Origin of the sequence: Lacipirellula parvula (assembly GCF_009177095.1) — a bacterium.
Taxonomy (GTDB): Bacteria; Planctomycetota; Planctomycetia; order Pirellulales; family Lacipirellulaceae; genus Lacipirellula; species Lacipirellula parvula.
Genome location: NZ_AP021861.1, coordinates 4503780 through 4522746 on the forward strand (window position 1 = coordinate 4503780; position 18967 = coordinate 4522746).

At 53.7% G+C, this 18967-nt stretch carries 8 protein-coding genes; 3 read left to right on the forward strand and 5 right to left on the reverse strand.

The window, feature by feature from the left end:
* Window positions 1-139: 139 nt before the first annotated feature.
* The 3 genes from PLANPX_RS17610 to PLANPX_RS17620 all read right to left on the reverse strand — a co-directional run bounded on the left by PLANPX_RS17610 (window position 140) and on the right by PLANPX_RS17620 (window position 9972).
* The gene (locus PLANPX_RS17610; protein WP_172992143.1) at window positions 140-967 is read right to left on the reverse strand and encodes an outer membrane protein; all 828 of its coding nucleotides are present in this window, start codon (window positions 965-967) and stop codon (window positions 140-142) included.
* Between the two features lie 1499 nt (window positions 968-2466).
* The gene (locus PLANPX_RS17615; protein WP_152099998.1) at window positions 2467-6132 is read right to left on the reverse strand and encodes a hypothetical protein; all 3666 of its coding nucleotides are present in this window, start codon (window positions 6130-6132) and stop codon (window positions 2467-2469) included.
* A 30-nt stretch (window positions 6133-6162) separates the two neighbouring features.
* Window positions 6163-9972 (reverse strand): hypothetical protein, encoded by a 3810-nt coding sequence (locus PLANPX_RS17620; protein ID WP_152099999.1) that lies wholly within the window; start codon window positions 9970-9972, stop codon window positions 6163-6165.
* Between the two features lie 689 nt (window positions 9973-10661).
* Here PLANPX_RS17620 and PLANPX_RS17625 point away from each other — a divergent pair.
* The 3 genes from PLANPX_RS17625 to rfbD all read left to right on the forward strand — a co-directional run bounded on the left by PLANPX_RS17625 (window position 10662) and on the right by rfbD (window position 14201).
* Window positions 10662-11090 (forward strand): hypothetical protein, encoded by a 429-nt coding sequence (locus PLANPX_RS17625; RefSeq protein WP_152100000.1) that lies wholly within the window; start codon window positions 10662-10664, stop codon window positions 11088-11090.
* A gap of 4 nt (window positions 11091-11094) precedes the next feature.
* Window positions 11095-12348, forward strand: coding sequence for a tetratricopeptide repeat protein (locus PLANPX_RS17630; RefSeq protein ID WP_172992145.1), 1254 nt, complete (start codon window positions 11095-11097; stop codon window positions 12346-12348).
* 917 nt (window positions 12349-13265) lie between these two features.
* Window positions 13266-14201, forward strand: a complete 936-nt coding sequence (rfbD, locus tag PLANPX_RS17635) for a dTDP-4-dehydrorhamnose reductase (RefSeq protein ID WP_152100002.1) — start codon at window positions 13266-13268, stop codon at window positions 14199-14201.
* Here rfbD and rfbC read toward each other — a convergent pair.
* Window positions 14198-14764 carry a dTDP-4-dehydrorhamnose 3,5-epimerase gene (gene rfbC, locus PLANPX_RS17640; protein ID WP_152100003.1) on the reverse strand — a complete coding sequence of 189 codons (567 nt, stop codon included), beginning with the start codon at window positions 14762-14764 and terminating at the stop codon, window positions 14198-14200. The genes rfbD and rfbC overlap by 4 nt on opposite strands.
* A 55-nt stretch (window positions 14765-14819) precedes the next feature.
* Window positions 14820-18539 (reverse strand): glycosyltransferase, encoded by a 3720-nt coding sequence (locus tag PLANPX_RS17645; RefSeq protein ID WP_152100004.1) that lies wholly within the window; start codon window positions 18537-18539, stop codon window positions 14820-14822.
* Between the last annotated feature and the right edge of the window lie 428 nt (window positions 18540-18967).

Below are 18967 nucleotides of genomic sequence, written 5' to 3' on the forward strand. Positions count from 1 at the left end.
ATCCCCATCGCGCGCCATTCACCGGCATGGTTCGGCTCAAACCCGGCGATGGTCTTCTCGGTATCGCGGTCTGCTCGGCATCTTGCGCCGCCCAACGCGGTGCGAACTTGCTGGCGATCATTCCTGCTGGGCAGAGAAATCAGAAGTCGAATCCGATGCCGCCGACTCCCAGGTGATAGTTCATGTCTTTGAGTTGAACCGTCCAAGGGGAGGTGGGAGCGTGCCCGGGATACTGCGTGGAACCGAACGTCTGGGTCGTTGACTGAACGTAGAGGTAGCGATACTCGGTGAACAGGTACAGGCGTTCGGTCAGATTCAAGCGGAAGCCGGCCTTGAATTGCGCTGACAGACCCAAGGCGGACGAATTCGGGTTGGCGTTGAAATGGTTCACGCCCGGCTCCGCCGGATCAAGCTGAAGCGAATTCGCGCCATCGATCTTCACGTTGGTCATGCCGAGACCGCCGCCGAGATACGGATACAAATTAACCAGGGGCGTCTGCAAACTGACCACCCCATTCGCCAGCAGGGCGATGTTGTCCATCGGGAGCGAGTCGTCGAAAACATGCTCGGGGAGGCGGTTGGTGTCATTAATGAGTTGCCCGTTTTGCGTGCCGCTCAGATACATGCCTTCGAGTTCAACGGCGGGCAGCAATCCCCAACTCCCTTGCGGCGCGCTGCTCGCCCATTCATGGCCAATCTGCAAGCCGACCATGCCTACCCCGTCGTTACCGGAACTACCGACGGCGTTGACGCTCAAGGGGCCGCCATCGGACTCAAGGAAATAGGCCGTCCCCATTTGGTCGATGCTATTAATGTTGGACGAGCCGCCGCCGCCAAAAACGCCCCCGTACATCCCGCGCCCCGTCGGGACGCCGTCGCACTGAGCTAGCACCGGGAAACACGATGCGAGGAGAATGAAGATGCCGGCGAGTTCCGGACTTAAAACGCGTCTAAATAGCTGGAACATACAGCCCTCCATCCATGAAATAGTCTGCTATTAAGTGGATCGGTTAGGTGGCCGACAGACCTTTGCGTTCCCAATGATGAATGCCCCACCCGAGTTCATTTCACCCAGTCGACCCCTTAGGATTGAACTTCCTCAATCGCCCAGAGCCAAGCTAGCACCGCTGAAATGCACGCACCGCCGTAGGCGCCACAGTCCTGGAACCGTCGATGGAGTCATGGGATGTCCTCCATTTTGTGGAAGCTAGCACTCGCTTATTTTGACCTCCTTGTACCATTTTTTTCGGCCCGCCAGACGCAAATCAGTTTGGCTTCCTGAATGCCTAGGGAAGACGCCCCGCAGGCCTTTGCCGCACCTGCTAGCGTGCGCAGGTGAAATCGCCTTGCCCGCCAAGCGTCGATGCTTCAGGCGGAGCCTCACCGACTCAGCATGGCCGGTGTATCTGAGAGGGCCCATCTCTCGGCTCTTTGCCGCTCTTTTAGGCCCAGGCGGCGGGATCGGACTCAACGCCAGGGCTCGCAACAGTTCGACAAGGTCTCTCACCGAGGCCTGCAATCTATCAGGCATGGGACTGCGCGAAGATAGTCGCAGAAGCGACGTGTATAGTACCCGCGACTGGATTCGAACCAGTAACCTTCGGCTTCGGAGGCCGCGAAGGTAACCCGAGAAGGAAGTCGACAAAGGAAAACATCTAGTCGCAGATGCCGTCGGAGAACGTGCAATTGCCTACGGAACGCGGCTCCGAGCCGATTAGCGGTTTCGACATTCACTGACATCGGTCGCGACATCGTCTCGCCTGCCGACGCGAATTGCAGTCCAGTCTGCAGTCCACGCACCTTCCTGAAGGGCAATTTTTCTGACAGGGCTGGGAGCCAGCGTCCCCCTGTCACCCTCACTTCGGCTTTTCTCGTGTAGTTTTTCCGCACTCTCGCTCGCATTGGTCACGCCGGGACGCTGCACCGAGCACGCCGGAACGCATACCAACTGCCGATCGGCGACGCTGCCTCGGTTATACTCGTTTCGCCAGTCTTGTCCTCATGCCTTCGGCCGACTCGCGTTATGAAGCACTCTACACGGCGATTCTTGTAGTCAAGGCTGCTGTTGCATTCCTGGTATCGGCACGCGGACGAACTGTCTTATACTGCGTCGGTCGTGAACTCTGAAGCACGCAACGATTTGCGGTTCGGGCACTCAATTGGGGGTCCTAAGTGCGGACTCGGTCGTCGCTACCCAACTCAGTACACGCCCTCCTGACGCACTTAGGGAACTGATTTCCGTTAGCCGCATTTATCCTTTCGACTGCGCGTATTGACGTCGTGTAGGTACGCTGGCAAACCGACCGTTTTCGGGTTCGGTCGTGAACACCGGCGTACGCACGATAGTAAACAATTGACTCGTCGCTCAGGCTGATCTAAGCACTGAGGCACAGCGGCACGTCGATGCAGACGGCTTCGGCACACCGTAAGAGCCAAGCAATTAAACGAAAAGGAAGATATTGATTCCTAAGAATCCAACATCGAAATGAGTTCGCTTAGCACAACTACTGGGAATGGTAGATCGACCAATCGGGGTGAAACCAAGTCTGAATCCAGCACTAAAATGGGTATCACCCTCCATCGAATATTGTCAACCGGCGTAATTGCTAGCTCCTTTAGAACGAGGGCAAGATGCTCCTCGAGCCAAGCCACCCGCTCCAAATGTCGCCCTACCGCACCGCCGCGGCCGGCCAGATCGCCGAAGAGTTCGTCACGCTCATTCGCTAACTCTGCCGGTGTTTTCGCTAGCGAGAAGCATTTGGCCTCGATCGCAAAGATGACTTGCGTGATGGGATTGCATACCAGAACATCTATATCTCCTATATCGTCGCCATTGGCTCGTGCAAGCCGACGTCCAGAGAACTTCCTGATCTGTTGTTTAACGGCAAGATGTGGACGCATCGACGCTTCATCGGCTACTCGGTCGTTAAAGAACTTTCCGACGCGATTGACGATGCGTCCCTGGTACTGAAGCATTTCCTTCGAGCGTGCATTTTTTAATCGGCCGGAATTGCAAAGTCGTACGAGATACTCGGCAGCTTGGAATAATGCCCTCCGTCCCCATGCGCAAGTTCTATGCGTCGGCGTGGCCCAAATTACGATAGGTTTTCGCAAGTAAGAGAGCGCTCGATTGAATCTCCATGGAAAGACGTCGGTCTTGCTAAACGGCGGCGTCGGCTTAAGGAAGTCTGCGCGAGATTCAAGGCTAAATAGTCCGAGTGCAGATTCGACATGCAATCGATCAAGCCCCATACTTGCGCGTAGAGACTCGGTCAATTCCTCTACCGTGCAGCAGCCGACGCCAGAATCGTTTACGTACTGCGAAGCAGCTATCTGTAACAGAATCTCAACTAGCTTTGACATTGGGAGGCCGAATTCGACCTCAGTGGCGACTTCCAACTCGTTCAGCTCAGGCGGCAGCTCATCATTCGCCACTTGTTCGAACGCTCGATGAAAATCAGCGCCGCTCCTGTCGACGACACGTCGGTGATATGCATCGCGAAAATCCGCCATCGCGCGCTCAAACCGAGGATCGAACAACGCCAGTCTCCCCGACCTCAGCAGCTCAAAGTCGTGCTTGGCTAAGCCGTAGTGGAGTGCATCTCCAAGCTGGCCGTAACGAGCGATCTCGGATGCCAATGCGGTAAGATGGTCGTAAATAGTCAGCGACAAAGGTCTTGATCCGTCCGGGGGGCACGTCGCTACGTATTCAATCAGGAAGCGACTTGCCAAAGAAGCACGATCCACTTCCGCGATATCGCGTTGGAGCATTGTTAATTCTTTATCCGTCCTTCCGAAACAGGCCAAATGCGTTGCAATGGTGATGTCCAAAAGTCCCCTTTGCGCGATAAGTGCTTCGTGCCGCGAAATGAGATGTATCGCCAAGTCCTCGCTGGCAAGCGTGGCAGCAACGGATTTCAATTCTTGGAAGTGGAATGCAACCGCTTGATGGCAAACAGCCTCCTTCTGTAACTCGGGTATGGGCCCCCCTGTAGTATTGTGTAGGTTGGCCAAGTGCTGACCTAGTGCGTCCGCCAGGGCACTTTCCTCAAAACTCTCTACTGTTCGGACTCGTGGCAATCCAGAGGAGTCCACCGTGCCCTTGAGTTCGCCCCTTAAAACGCTAAAGCGGCGTTTTTCGCCGAGCGGCGCATGAAGCCCAACAATGCGCTCGACTTCGCTAGCGCTGAAATCAAGCTGAAGTAGTTCTAAGAGAGCGGCCACAATCGCACGAGCCAATTCACGCTCAGCCACGTTGTTACTTGTCATCGCGCGGAGCGAGAATTCTGGCGAGAACGAGATGCGTAAAGTGCAGTCGTCAACTTTTTGGACGCTAATTCCGGTTGGGCCCTCACTTAGCGGTGATCCTTCAAACCACTTGTCGGCGTCATATATAGCCACCTCGAATGAGACATGCTTCGTTAGGATCGCCTTGCCACCGCAAGCCGCTGATAGCGAAGGAGTTAGTTGCCATAACCAGAAGGCGATTGCATCGGCCAGATGAAAATAGAGGGAGTCACCGACGTTCGAATGAGTTGCTATCACTGATTGCGGCCTTACCCACAGTGCGAATGGAAGCCCTTCAACTAGCAGATGTGGATCAGGCTCATCTCTGGAATCCCACATGTAGACGGGAAAATCAGACCTACTCTGCAGCCGCAGCACGGTTCCAAATAGTCCAAGGTCCGGCCGTTGGACGGTGTGGGGATCGAGTCTCTCCATCGCTTCGAGTCGAACATCGATCCCGGTGGCGGAAAAACCTATCAGGTCCGGAACCTTATCATCACTGAAATAGAAGGACTTCTCACGGCGTCTGAATAGTGAGTACGAATCTAAGAAGCCACCTCCCATGAAGGATACGCTACGCGGCAATCGCGTCTTCGCTTGCGCTACATGCCATAATGCGATCGAATCGTTAAGATTGAGAAGCGAGAAGATTCGCAATTCATCTGCGGTCAACACGAGGCGCGTTACGTTGGGGTTAGTCGATGGCGAGATGCCTAGCATGTAGGGTCGTCCTAGGCTTTGAACGACTACTAAGTGAAGTATTTCGTTGGGAGCTTCGGGTTCTGCCTTAGCGAGATCACGCTCGGCGACTTCGAAGCGTTTTTCTAGGTCGGATACCAAAGGCTCGCAATTCCACCAATTAGACTCCTGTGAACCAGCGCTAGGGCGAAGTTCGTCGGTTACCAGATAGACAGCGGCGACCTTGTCGGCATCAATCTGGAAGAATGATTCTGACACAGTTTCTGATGGGAGGTGGGCTACCCGGTCGCCCAATGCCTCCCACCGCTGGCGATCAGCAAACTTATGAAGTTGTGCACTGACTGCCACGCGGAAGGCATCGACAACCAGTGAAAGCACACCGTGCGATCTGGCTAACTTTACTAATGCATCGCAGAGTGCGGGCACGATTGTTGAAGGCGAGACGGCAACTATATGCTCATCGACAGTAAGGAATGGACTGCGGCGTACTGGATTCACTCCAAGCGCGTAGTCTATCGATGCGTCGCCGGGTTTGGAGCTTATGGCCTCCAAGTTCGAAAGGCGCACGCCGTATTTAGCAAGTTGTGCGGAGACATCCTCTTTGCGGAACGATACTGCTTCCTCAAGCCGCCGAGCTATCGCGCTGTGAGGCCATCGAAGGTCGCCGTTATCCGCATCCGCCGAAGCCTGTGTACTTCTGTGGAGGCCTGCTTCTCTCACGGCTTTGTCGCTCATCCAAAGACCTGCAAGAGCGATGCCTGCAGCCTCGTCCTGGAACATAACGCAAGCGTCGTCCAGGTGGTGAAAAATGGCGACAAGCAGACAATCAAGCGAAAAGGCATCCTGGGGGTTGTCGGCTGGAATCGTGAGGTACGCACCTCCAAAGCACGCGACTTCGGAAACAAATGGTCCTTCGGCGGAGTCTCCTCCGATCTCGGGCGCTCCGCTCATGGGTTCGGCCGAGTTGATCCATTGGCGCCATTCGAAATCCGAGATCCTTGGCCGATGTTGCAGAGGCTCCGCCAAACTGGCGACGATGGCGCTAATCCTAATGAGTTCCGCGTAGTAGTCTGCGTTCTCTGGCAAAAGATGTAGTGCGCCAGCCTTTCTTGCGAGATCAAGAAGATCGTATTCTTCGATTGTCATGAAGCACGCCTATTACGAAAGCGTCAGACACTAAATCAAAATCTGATCAATATCGTCGAAGGTGGCCATCCGGAGTTCGTTGCTTACGTTGTGCCAGGCGTACAGCATTGGCACGGGATTTCTAAAAATAATCCAACCCTCGATGCGAGAATCCGGAGGCATGAATAGGCTCCCGAGTAAGACATCTTTACGAGCTTTCAGCAGCTCTACCCTGTTGAGATGCTTCCGCAGGTCGTCGGGCCTACCATCGTTCTTGATCTGCCCGCGATAGTCGCTGAGTTGCTCGGCAAGTTCGCCCGATGTTTTATGATGCTGAAGGTGCTTGCACTCGATGATAAGAACTCGTTTTGCCTCGGCGTTCCAGCAGAGGACGTCGACATCTCCGAAACGTCTTAAATCTCCGAATTCGGGGTCAGTGCCGCGAGCAAGAATCTCCTTGACCTGAAGTTCAATCTTTTTGATTTGCCAACCTCGTTCGCATATCCGTTCCGCAACTTGTTCCGCGAAGCGACTCCCCCGGACATTGACCCTTTTTGCTTGCCACATACGCATCTGACCGGAAACGGTGTGGCTGTCCGGAAAACTTCTTTCGAAATATCCGTCGACCACATACGCCACCATATCCCGGACGAGACCAGGGGCGATCAGCAACGACGGGTGTGCTGAATTATCCAACTGGATGACCGGTCGCCTGACCACCGATAGACGCCGCCTAAATTTCCATGCCTGCACATCGCGCGCATCGCAGCCATAGGGAATCTCCTTCCAACGGGTGCGTGGAACGAAGGAAAAAGCAGATAAGATTGCATCCATAGCCGACAATGGCATGCGGGTCGTAATAGACTCGCATAGCTCACTTTTGGTAATTTGATAGACCGCCTTCTGACGCTCAACGCCAATATCTTCGATAGCGTCGAGGAAATGTCGCAGGCTTTCCAAATCGAATCCAAATTCTACGCTCCACGCGTCTAAGAATTCGGAATCAAGGCGGAGGCTTTCGCCAGAAGGTAACGATGGTAGAAAATACTCTTCGTAGTCTGCGGATGCCGCATCAATTCGATCCTCACTTGCTCGCACTGCGAAGGGCATCGCCACGTTCTTTTGAAACTCAGTGTAAGCGTGAACGTCGCCCAAAGGTGTGATGGTCAGCGAAGGACGCATTGCGTCCAAATGAATTGCATCAGACCACCCGCCAAGCTGCCATATTGCATCGACAAGCGCCATTGCCCTATCTGTTTCTAGCCGATTGGGTTTTCTCCCGCCGATCGCTCGACATTCACAAGTTGCGACTTCGGTAAGCACAAGAGAGACAAGGATCGCCGAGCTGAGTTTAAGATCGTGCTCAACGATTACTCTGAGCGTTGATTCCTTGTCACCATGCAACCCAATGTTCGCCCGTGAGGTGCGTGCCCATCGCTTGCGGGCTACTTGCGCCCGTTCATGATTGCGAAGAGCACTCTCGACGACGTAAGCGCGATCCAATCCCGCCAACATGTCGCACAGTTCACATTCTAAGCTTGTAACAAGCTTATTGAGGAAGGTGGTGCATTGACGCTTCGTCCTTAGCGAACCCCGGCCGCCTTCTCGTTTTTCGACGCGAAAAGCAAGGCCCAGGCGAATGCTGGCCGAGTCGTGCTCGTCGACGAACTCGGGCTCTGCGGATAAGTCGGAAGACACAAACTCCCGAAAAGTGCGAGCCTGAAAACTATGCATGTGGCGTGCGTCGTCCGACCCGACCACCATGGACTCAATTTCCGAAGCCTCCGTCTTCGTGAACGAAGTTCCACAAAGTTCGGCAATTGCACTGCAGATTACCGCGACCAGGGCTCGTTCAGCGACATTTGTGGCTTGCGCCAGCCCTCGGTCGAAGGCCTGACCCACGACAATTCTTGTTATGGCCTTATCCTGCTGGGTTGCAATCGAAATGTCAGCTTCAATCTCAGATCGTGTAGGAGGTGGCGCCGTTATGTCGACGTGATCGCCAGCGTGAAAGCCAACCTCCAGTAAGAGAACTGGCGGCATGCATTTTTCCAGCAGTCGATCCAATATCGGCACGATGCGCTGCACCCACGTCTTGAGCATGAGCCACCGTTCATAGTCCAATCCATCTGACTCAAGGGTGGGGATGACGTGGCACCACCACGTCGACGTTTTTGAAACATAAACAAAGGGGATGCCCGATTCTGGTGTGAATTGTCTCCCGGCATAAATGGGTGCATCGTTGTCGTCGTCGAAGAAAGAGTCGTGAAGTTTTTCGACATTCCTCATCTGCCCTTCCACAGTCGACACTGCGATCCGGCCTGACCTCAGAGCGACCTTATGCCGCAAATCTTTGACGAAGCTGGGGGCGATCTGAAGTACGCCGCCATTTGCCCTGAAAGAAGGCGGAACCAGGTCATGTCGAATTGCGTGGCCGTCGTTAGCGTCGACCCACCCGAACAGGTTCAGCAGGCCGTTGTCGTTGAATAGTTCGACTCCGGCACGGCGAAGCCGATCGATGCTGTCGAGGACCTTAAGGAACTTGACCGGTGACATTCCGTGGCAGTGACTCAGTGTCAACAGGTCGGCCGCTGAAATGCCATGTAGGTCCCAGCCTTCTGGGACGTCTTCACGAAGTATGAAATCGCAGCTTCTTCCGACCCCGCAGTGCACAACAAGCGTCACGCCTCGTTTGAAGTCAGGATCTTGCTTGCATTGCTGCGCCGCTGCCGCTATGCGCGAACTGATCAGCTCGCCATACAGTGTCGATGATGGATCGGCTCCGGCGACTCCCGTGTCTCGTACCTGCTGAAGCGTGTCAATTAGGAAGAGATAGTGTGTGAAATGACCGCGCGTTGCTTGCGCAATTGCTTCCGCCTTTGGCACACCCTCTTTCCGCGTGAATGGTACAGGAGCGCGGTCTCGCATTCCAATCAAATAAGTCGAGCTGAAGAGCCGCTGATATATCGAAACTAGGTTTGCAACAAACGCCTCTTGTAGGTCAAACGCCATTGCAAAGTCGACGACGGCAGCGCGAATCGCGAACGAAACCGCGGTTGGCAGAACGAGAGCGACAGACTTGCCGACGCAAGTGACCGGAAACCGCTGAAGAGGCGTTCCCAAGAGAGGGCTATTAAGGACGTGGGGAAGAAGCTCATCTTCTAATATAAATGGTTCGAGGTCCGCTCTTGTAATTCCCAAGCCGGTGAGGGCCGCCTCATCGAATTGAACAATTCTTCGCTTCGCCGCAGACCAACATTTCTTTGGAATTGACGCCTTTGGAAATGGAAAGCCGATGCTGTGACGTTCAAGGCCCGCTCGTTGGCATACCGCCTCCGAAAGGGTCAGCAGTGCATCGATACTCCTTCGAAGTTGAGCAAATGCGCCTTCACCGGGCATTTTGTCCACGATTTCCAGAACGCGCTGAAGGTAGAAGGTCCCCGATTCCCAAATGCCTTCAAGAACGCGAAAGTTACCTCGCTTTGTCAGAGCCAGAGAAACGAATACATCTTCCGCAGGATCTTCCAATTGGCCGCATTCACCATGTTCCAGGTCGTTAAAGCAACTCGCGATCTCGTCCTGCTTCAGCAAGCTCGTGCCGCGCCCCAAGCCGACGGCGAGGTGAACGAGTGCCTCAAGACGTACGCAATTCGACTGCAGAGCAGGGTTTAAGAGAAGCGATCCGAATATGCATCCAACTTCCGGGCCGCATGTTCCGCGAAGGAGTTCTGCGATTTTCGGATGTGACTCAAGTAGCTCTGATGGGCGAACGCCCTGCTGCGCAAGCTCAAGCAGCCTGAATAGCTGATCGTTATCCTCTTCTTCGGCCACTACGGTATCCTCACATTGCTTGCCTGACACCGCGAGGCATCAGGTAACCCGAATACTACCACGCTCATCGCAATCTTCGAGTTCAGCAAAGAATATTGTGCAGTGTGTGGCCGAGGTTCGAAAGGCGCGAAAAGCGGTGACAATGCCTAGCGAGCGTGCACACCTTTACATCGTTGCTTGAGCCAGGCTTACTGGGGTGATACCGAGTCACGGACGCAGATGAGATAGGTCTCGCGAGACCTTGGACGCGACTGCTAAAAGCTGATTCACCCAGAGGTGCCTGGTTGCGTTTACTGCGCGCGTCGGTGAAATCGACCTGCGACTATGCGACGTCCCATGCCCTCAGGAACTGTCTTCCGGACTCGCCAGTGCGGTTACATCCGGACCGACAGGGACAGCCCTTCCCGCTCACACTCCTGACTTTGCCGCTGGCTTCTACTACTGTTCGACCGCTCAACTCTGCATACGCTGCCCAATACCGATCGATCGCTCCGCAGCCCCGACTTCCCGCTGTCGATCGCTTTACTGCATCGACGATGTTTCTATTCAACCACTAGGTCTCTCATCAGTGATCCGGGGTGAACTTCACCAATTCTCACACCAAACATCAACCTTCCACCACATCCACTTCGAAGGAATATATAGACAGTCCCATGAGCAATGTTACACTTGCATCAGAGGCAATAAACTTGATCTTCTCATACAGAGTACTGCGACTAATGCCCCTGATGTTCAGAACCATGAAGAAAGAGGATGATAACCATCCCGCAGTTGATTATTCGGGAAAAGGCCTAGGAGTACGAGGTGCGGCGGTGAACGGGCAAACCGACATCTCAACAGATGCAAGCGGCATGGTCATCCTTGATGGCAGTGGCATGTCAGTAGCACCTTCTTGGAGAGAACTCCCGTTCTTCCTAATACCTAAACGCCTCATCGAGCATGCCCCTGCGGCTCGCGGCTCACAATCGCTGCATTGCTTTCGAATGGGGGACGGGCAATTCATAGACAGCCCGATAGCCGCAGGTCTTGAATTAAAAGTCGACAAGCCGCTCCATGGAAACATTACCCCCGAGGAACCCGTCACACTACAGCAATTCCAGCAAGACCTAGCTAACACGCGAGGTCAATGGACCATAGATGAAAGCTAGACTAGTGACTGCAACACCTCCACAAAAGACAGAATACGCACAATTACTGGACGCACTACTCCACTTGCACGAACTTGAAAAGACGCACCTCTCTGAAAGCGATGATGCCGAACGACTGCGAGACCTCATGGAAGGTCATTGGAAGAACCTAACCGACCAAGAAAAGAACAGGCTTACCGGCCTGTCTCAGGACTTATACTCGATATCGGAGCCTCCAAAGAAACCTAACCCGCCCACTCGGAGCGAAGCTAAGAGAGTAAGTTCGCAGCTTAGACGCGTAGTGGAGGCACGCAAACGCGGCGAATGGGATTCTGCGCTGTCGCTAATTCGCGAAATCGCGGATAGAGTGCAGCCGGACGCCGCATCCTACATGCGAGGAAACATTCTGAGTGATGCCGGGGAATCACAGGCGGCTCTAGTCTTCCTTCAGCACGCACACAACCTAGACCCAAGCAACGGTAATTACGAAGCAATTTATTTGAACAAATTGCATGAAGTAAGCCCTGCGGACGCCGAGGTGGAAGCAGCAAACATCCTGGCGAGTGGGGGGCACGCAACCTCTGTCGTACTGAAGGCAATTGATATCCGCTATTCGTTCACGCGAAGGCAGCCTGACTTCGAGACGACGCACGAGCTTAAAACACTATCTCAAAAACTCCAGGGAATACTCCAAAGCCCCGATGTGGCAGGGGAAAAAAATCCGTCGCTGTACTCAATGGCGTGTGGGCTCCTTGGATTTATTTACGATCACCTCGGAAATTACAATGAAGCGTTATCCGCTTACAACCGTGGCATCGAAGCCAACCCGACAAACGATGGACTTATCGTTGCGAGAGGGATTCTGCAATACGGAAAAACCTCGGAATCCATAAGTGATTTCGAGAGAGCGGTCAATTTGAAAACTACGCTCACATGGCCATATTTCTATCTGGCTCACGACTCTCTCTTGAATCATGAGTTCAACAAGTGTCGCCAGCTAAGTGAACACGCACTCTCAATGCAGCAATCGAATTGGGTTAAAGCCGAGCTGTTCGAGTGGATAGCAATTTGCAAAGCCGAACTTGGCCTTCCGTCACCGCAAGTCGAAGCTGCATTCGTAGAAGCCCTCAAACACGACCCTCAAAACAGACGAATTTCATCTAATTACAATCTATTTATCACGGGGGCCGATAAAGCAACCACGCTGTGGAATATGGAATCCGCTGAGGTCGTTCGGCAATTGGGCCAGCGAGGCTTTGACCTAGCAATCGCAGCCTGATGATTAGGGCGCGCTACCATTCGCCTGTTTCAGCCATAGATCCAGCAAATCTACCTGCCATCGCCTTCTCTGACGCATTCTGCCAACTGCGATAGATCGACCGATCATGCCGAGCAGTCGGTCATGGATCATGCTAGATAAAGAGCAGGCGTCCTTAACTTCTCGGTCCATCCCATTCGACTGCCACAGTTGATCGCCTGACATCGCGGCAAAGCCGGATCACGAATTGACCTTGCCCATTCACCTGATCACCCATGCACCCGAGCATCGGCTTCAGAGGCCGCGAAGACGACCAGAGAACAAAGTCGACAAACGAAAACATTTAGTCGCAGATGCCGTCGACGATCGTGTAATCGCCAGCAGAACGCGACTCGTCACCTATTAGCGGTTTTGACATTCACCGCCATCGGTCGCGGCACCATTTCATCTGCCGACGCGAATTGCGGTCCAGACCACCTTCATGGAAAGCATTTTTTCCGGCGGAGCGGGGAGCCAGTGTCCCCCTGTCACCCTAACTCTGACTTTTCTCGAGCGTTTTTTCCGCACTCTCGCTCGCATCGTCCACGCCGGGACGCTGCATCGAGCACGCCCATCCGCAGGTCTCGCTCAGTAGAGTTAACAGATTCCATTGACAGCAACGTCCAAACCGCGTCCTTCGGATGCCGGTACGGCGACGGCTATCCGGCCCAACGTCGGATGCAACGACTCGCATTCCTCGGTCGCCACTAACCCCACCTCGCACCAACCGCCCCCAGTCTCGCTCGACGGCAAGAAAGATGTATTCTCGGACCTAAGAATATGCTTCTTCTATGCTGACGTTAGACTAGGTAGACAACAACTGTCAGTGCAGTCGTTCTTAATTGCGTTTGCCTTCACCACATATCGGGCGAGAAAGGCATCACGAAGACGTAAGCAGAGTGCGTTTCAACGAGTCTTACATCATTCTTACAAAGCCAATAAATCAATTTTACATTCCAATGATTTGTAAGCCCACTCATCCGATCGTTGTTCTTGGCGCAGGTGGGCAACTCGGTCAGGAAATTTGCAAAAACCTCCAAAGCCGAGCATTGCCTTTTACACGACTGGCGCTGGATATCACCAACCGCTTTACGGTGTTGAGGCAATTACGAGACTTACCCGCTTCAGCGGTAATCAATGCCGCGGCATACACGCAAGTTGATTTTGCGGAAGTCGATCCCGACATCTGCTATTCTGTTAACGCGCAGGCAATTTACCATCTGGTGGAGGCCTGCCGCCTCCTCAAATGTCCGCTCGTTCAACTAAGTACAGACTTTGTGTTTGGCGGTGATCGAACACGTCAATCTCCGTACAGTGAAGACGATTTGCCTAAACCACTCAGCGTGTACGGTCGCAGCAAACTTGCAGGAGAGCAGATCGCTGCAACCTGGCCGGCTCACTTTATCATCCGGACTTGCGGCCTCTACGGAGGGCTAAGTGCCAACGCAGAGGCGCCTAGTTTCGCCAAAACGATGCTTGAATTGGCCGAGAATCACCTCTCGCTACGAGTCGTCGCTGATCAGCGTTGTACGCCGAGCTATGTGCCGCATATCGCGCAAGCGATCCTCAAGCTGATTCAGACTGAAGCCTACGGCACCTACCACATAACAAACGCAGGTTCAACAACCTGGTATGAGTTTGCGTCGACTATCTTCCAGCGGCAGGGGCTGGGCGTGAGTGTCATTCCAATCAGTAGCGCTGACTGGGGCGCTGCGGCTGCACGTCCTCACTATAGCGTCCTCAGCTGCTCCAAATACGCCTCAGTGTGCGGCGCACCGCTCCCTTCTTGGGAGCTCGCACTCAAAGAATACCTAGACTATCGCAACTCAATCTAGACGGTCATCATCGTCGCAGTCGCGTCGCCGAAACAATAAGATTCCGCCAGCAAGGCCGCCGACTGATCTTTCGGCGAAAGAATCGGATTCCGAACAGGCCAGTCGATGGCGAGTTGCGGGTCGTTCCACGCAATCGAATGTTCGCTGCCAGCGGGGTAGAAGTCAGTGCATTTATAGGTAACGTCTGCGACATTGCTGGTGACGCAGAATCCATGTGCGAAGCCCGGCGGAATGTACAAGAACCGGTGATTGTCTTCGCTCAAATAAAACCCAGCCCACCGCCCGAACGTCGGAGAGGCGCGACGCAGGTCAACCGCCACATCGAAGATTTCTCCACGAATCACTGAGACGAGTTTTCCTTGCGGATATGGATTTTGATAGTGGAGGCCGCGCAGTGTCCGCCGCTTCGATCGGGAATGCCCGTCCTGCACAAAAGTATGCTCCAGGCCGGCGGATTGAAATTTTGCCTCGTGAAATGATTCAATGAAGAACCCTCTGTCATCCCTGAACACGGTCGGCTCAATAACTAGCGGCCCTTCGATCGCTGTACCATAGATATCCATATGGGTCTCGTCTCGTTTTAAGGCTAAGCCCGACTTGGCAGTTAGGAAGTTTGCGTTAACTCATCGCGATGGCAATCGCGTTCTCCTCAACTTGACCGGCACGAGTTGAGTAAGTATCAGGCCTACATACGGGACGCTGGGGTTTGTACCAGGCCCCTAGGCCGTGATGCTCGACGATCTCCGCTTTTCTGCCCGAAAGTTCGCGAAAGAATCGTCCTACGTCATCGGGATAAGATCTGGTGTCATGAAACAAAACACAGCCGCCAGGACGCACATGAGGCTCCCATGCCTCGAAATCTGCGCGCACGTTTTGATAGCTGTGGATTGCGTCGATATGTAGGACATCGATTTTTCCGACAAAGACGCGTGCGATCTCGCGAGATTCAGCTCGCAAAAGTATCGCTCGAGGGAACTGAGGCAAGAAACGTCGCACCCACGCCTCAGAATCGCTGCTGCCCATGACGCCGTATCCGGCGTCCCCAGCGTAATGGCCGGATAGAACGTTCTGGTACGGATCAATGCCGATCACGGTGGCATTAGGTAGCGCAGTCGCGAAACAGAAGAGGCTATACCCATACTCGACGCCGATTTCCACAACAGTCTCAATTGCCCCGATTCCTTCAATCAGGTTTTGAAAGCGTTGTTCAAGCCCTCTCCAGGCGCTCGGCGCGTCGAGAGCAAGGACGTTGCTCACCTCGCCGACGCTCGAGTAACGCGCGCTCGGATACGGACTATCGTAGTGATTAACGCCGGATTGGTGGAGGCAGGCGACGCGCGCCGCGGGGTTCAGGCCTATCCATCGTTCGCAGTCATGGCGATCGCGTCGATTGCTAATCGAATCCGCGTTGAATGTATGAATCGATGGAAGGCTTCTGATATAGGACGAGCGCGCCCACCAGAAATTACCTGGGAAATGGGGGCCGATCGACTGCTCGTGCCAGTTCACGCCGCAAACGTCGTGGGTAACTAAAGCGTTTACGCATTCATCATGTCGATAGATCGCAAAATGCTCCATGAGACGCCGCCAGTCGTCAGTGTGCGGGCTGACTCGGAATACCCCCTTCGTGTGCAGATAGTACGCAAAGCAATCGCGACTACTGCAAAAATCCTCCAAGAACATCAACGTGGGAAACTCAGCCTCTTCTATGTCAGGGCTGTAGTAAACGACCTCTAACTTGTCATCTTCAAAGTCGAAGTGATCTCGTTGCGGCCCAAGTAGGCCGACGAAGATTCGCTCAGTCCGGTCCCATAATCCAGATGCCTTTAGTTTCAAAAGCTGCTCTTCAACGACGCGTCGCCAATGGTTCATCATTGCGACGTGAATAAATCCATAAATTGGCAATTCGGCCTCTGATCGTCCGCCGGGCGAAGAGCCTAACGCGACGCTCTGCGATCTACGGCCCTCAAGTGCAGCGTGCTTTTCCGGTGAGGCCGACGCCGAAGTTGCTGAACAAAAGTCATAGTAGTACAACACCCGCTCGATACGCGCCTGAGTGCGGAGCCGGGGCGCGAGGGCAGCCGCCCAGCAAAAGTCCTCATGCCAGCTAACGGCTTCAAACGGCACTGATTTAGCAATTTCAGTGCGTATGGCACACAAATGGTTGGGGCGCCGGTAGTACGCGTCCGAGCGGTCTTCATTGTCGTATTCAATTCCGTACCGGCATGTGCGACCGCCGGCGCCGTCGTTGGTCACCCAGGCGTCAAACACAATACAATCGACACCTGCGTGGTCATTAATTGCTTGGAGAAGTGAATCAACGTAGTCGTCCGTCACACGATCATCGTCATCGACGAACGCGACATATTCGCCTTGCGCGGTGGCAATGAGCGAATTTCGCTTCTCACCGATTGAGGTGAGTTGATTGTCCAGAAGCACGAGCAACTCGACAGGGCGCTCACGTAATTGGATGGCGAGACGTTCAATAAGGGTTGGCAAGAATGACCGTACGCGAGCAGCGATTGACAATACGGCAATGGTTAGTCGAAGGCGGGGTCTGCGGCGTTCCTGTTGTGAAGCACCAGATGGCCGAGGAGGAGGCGACTCCGACATCGACGGGTCGTATCGGTAATAATAAAGCGTCCGGTCGAGACGCAATTCACGATGCACAAGTGGCATCGCCGCTTTCGACCAAGACGAATCTTCTCCCCACGTGATGTCCTCCCGCGGAACGCAACGAGCGATCTCCGTTCGGAAACAGCAAACGTGATTCGGGCGCCGGTAATAAGCGTCGTCACAATTGATATCCTCGTAGTCGACTCCGTACTTACACACCTTGCCTGAGCTACCGTTGACAGTGACCCAAGCGTCGAAAGTAACGCAGTCAACTCCCGGCTCACTTTGTATGGCTTCGACCAACGATTCAACATAATTCGGCGCCACCTGATCGTCGTCGTCAACGAAAGAGATGTACCGCCCCTTTGCCAGCGACGCTAGCCGATTGCGCTTGACTCCGAGCGTCGACTGCTTGTTGTCCATCAGTGAGAGTATCTCAACCGGCTTGCCCTTCGCCTGCCTCGCCAATTCTTCAATTAACGCGGGAAACGAACTACCTGCACGACTGGGTAGAGACGCGATCGCGACGGTGAGCAGCGTCTCCTCTGAAATCTGCGCGCTCGAGGTCTTGCGATCAAATACATCCTGCGCTCCTGCAGTAAACCGCTCCTTGTCGTCAGCGTCAATTAGCGAGTGGCTCTGGTTGAAGAGGTGCTCGACTTTAGCGTCAGTGACTAAGACATGGCGAGCGCCAAGCCGTTCCAGTTGCCAGCCGTAATAATTATCCTGAAACCAAAATTCAAACTCGGCCGGAAACAGTTCTTCGAATGACACTTTCGTGAGCAGCTCTTTGCGAAACGCTATCCCCCAACCACAAAGCTCGAACGAAGTACGTCGCCCCTCATGGAACCGCTGTCGAGGATCGAAATACTGTTCGTGATAATTTGGACACCAGGGACTCGCCGAATCATAAGTTCCAAGGGATTCTAGAAGCCCTTCTGCAAATTGCGGCCTGAACAAAACGTCATTGTTGGCGATTAAGAGATATCTCGCCTGAGACTTTTGAAGTCTTTCAAATCCTTTTTGCAGGAATTGATTGTAATTAAATTTCTGTTGCGGAAAGACAACTTCGCACTCATCACCAAAGCACTTGCCGGCACCCGCGTAGCCGTCCAGTAGATGGGGAGCAGCTGTTTCGACCATTACAACGTTGAAGCGAATGCGATCACTACTAGCCCTGAGCGTTCGCAAGCACTGGCACGTCATTTCGTACTCACGCTTCGTCTTACAATACGACAGTATGATGACATCTACGGTGAGACAATGATTCACAGTGGCAAGCGGATTCACATTCGACGACGATGAGCCATACCGCAATGCCTTAATTCCTGGCGATTCGAAGTCGGCTCCACGCGAGACAACGACCACATTCTCGCCGAAATCCGCTTGGGTCAGTCTTTCTCGCAATAAGAGAATAGTACTTTCCGGTGGACATTCGGCGCCGTCGAGCTCAACAAGCCAGTCTGACTGAATTATCCGCCGACGGGCGAGATCGATGCCCGACGCCGATTCACTAGGGGGGGCGCTCAAGTAGTGAGCACCGTACTCGTCGGCGATCGCCTCAGATCGATCCCGGGATCCCACTTCCACCACGATGACTTCATCGAATAACGGGACAATCGCTGCGAGTTTTGTTGCGAGAATACGCTCGCCACGTGAAATCACAACGCAAGCTGCAACGCTGATGAGTGGCCGATTTTCCGGAAAGGCGACTGATTTCATGGCGGCTCGATTCCACTGCTGGAAGAACGCAGAGTGTGACTAAGCAAGACGAAATCGGGCTCCGGCGATGCCGTTAGCCATCTGGTCGCAAGCAGACCTCGCCCAGAAACCGAAGCAAAGTATCGCTGAAGAGCAAGATGCGACGAATGCCATGCTCTGATGGCCTCCGACAAAGTTCACCGTAATATGCCAAGCACATGCAACTTGAAATTGCGGACAAAAGTCGCCTTGTCACTAGCAACCAGCCATCGCTAGCAATGACAGATTATTGCAAATCCGTCATCAATCACGCTCACGGTCTCGCGCTCATACCGCCACAAAGAAGACAACAGAATAACGTATCACGTTATGCTTAACTCACAAAACAATTTCATTAAAAACATTCGAAAACATTTGCACGCAAATCAACGCTGCGATAAGTTCAGTAA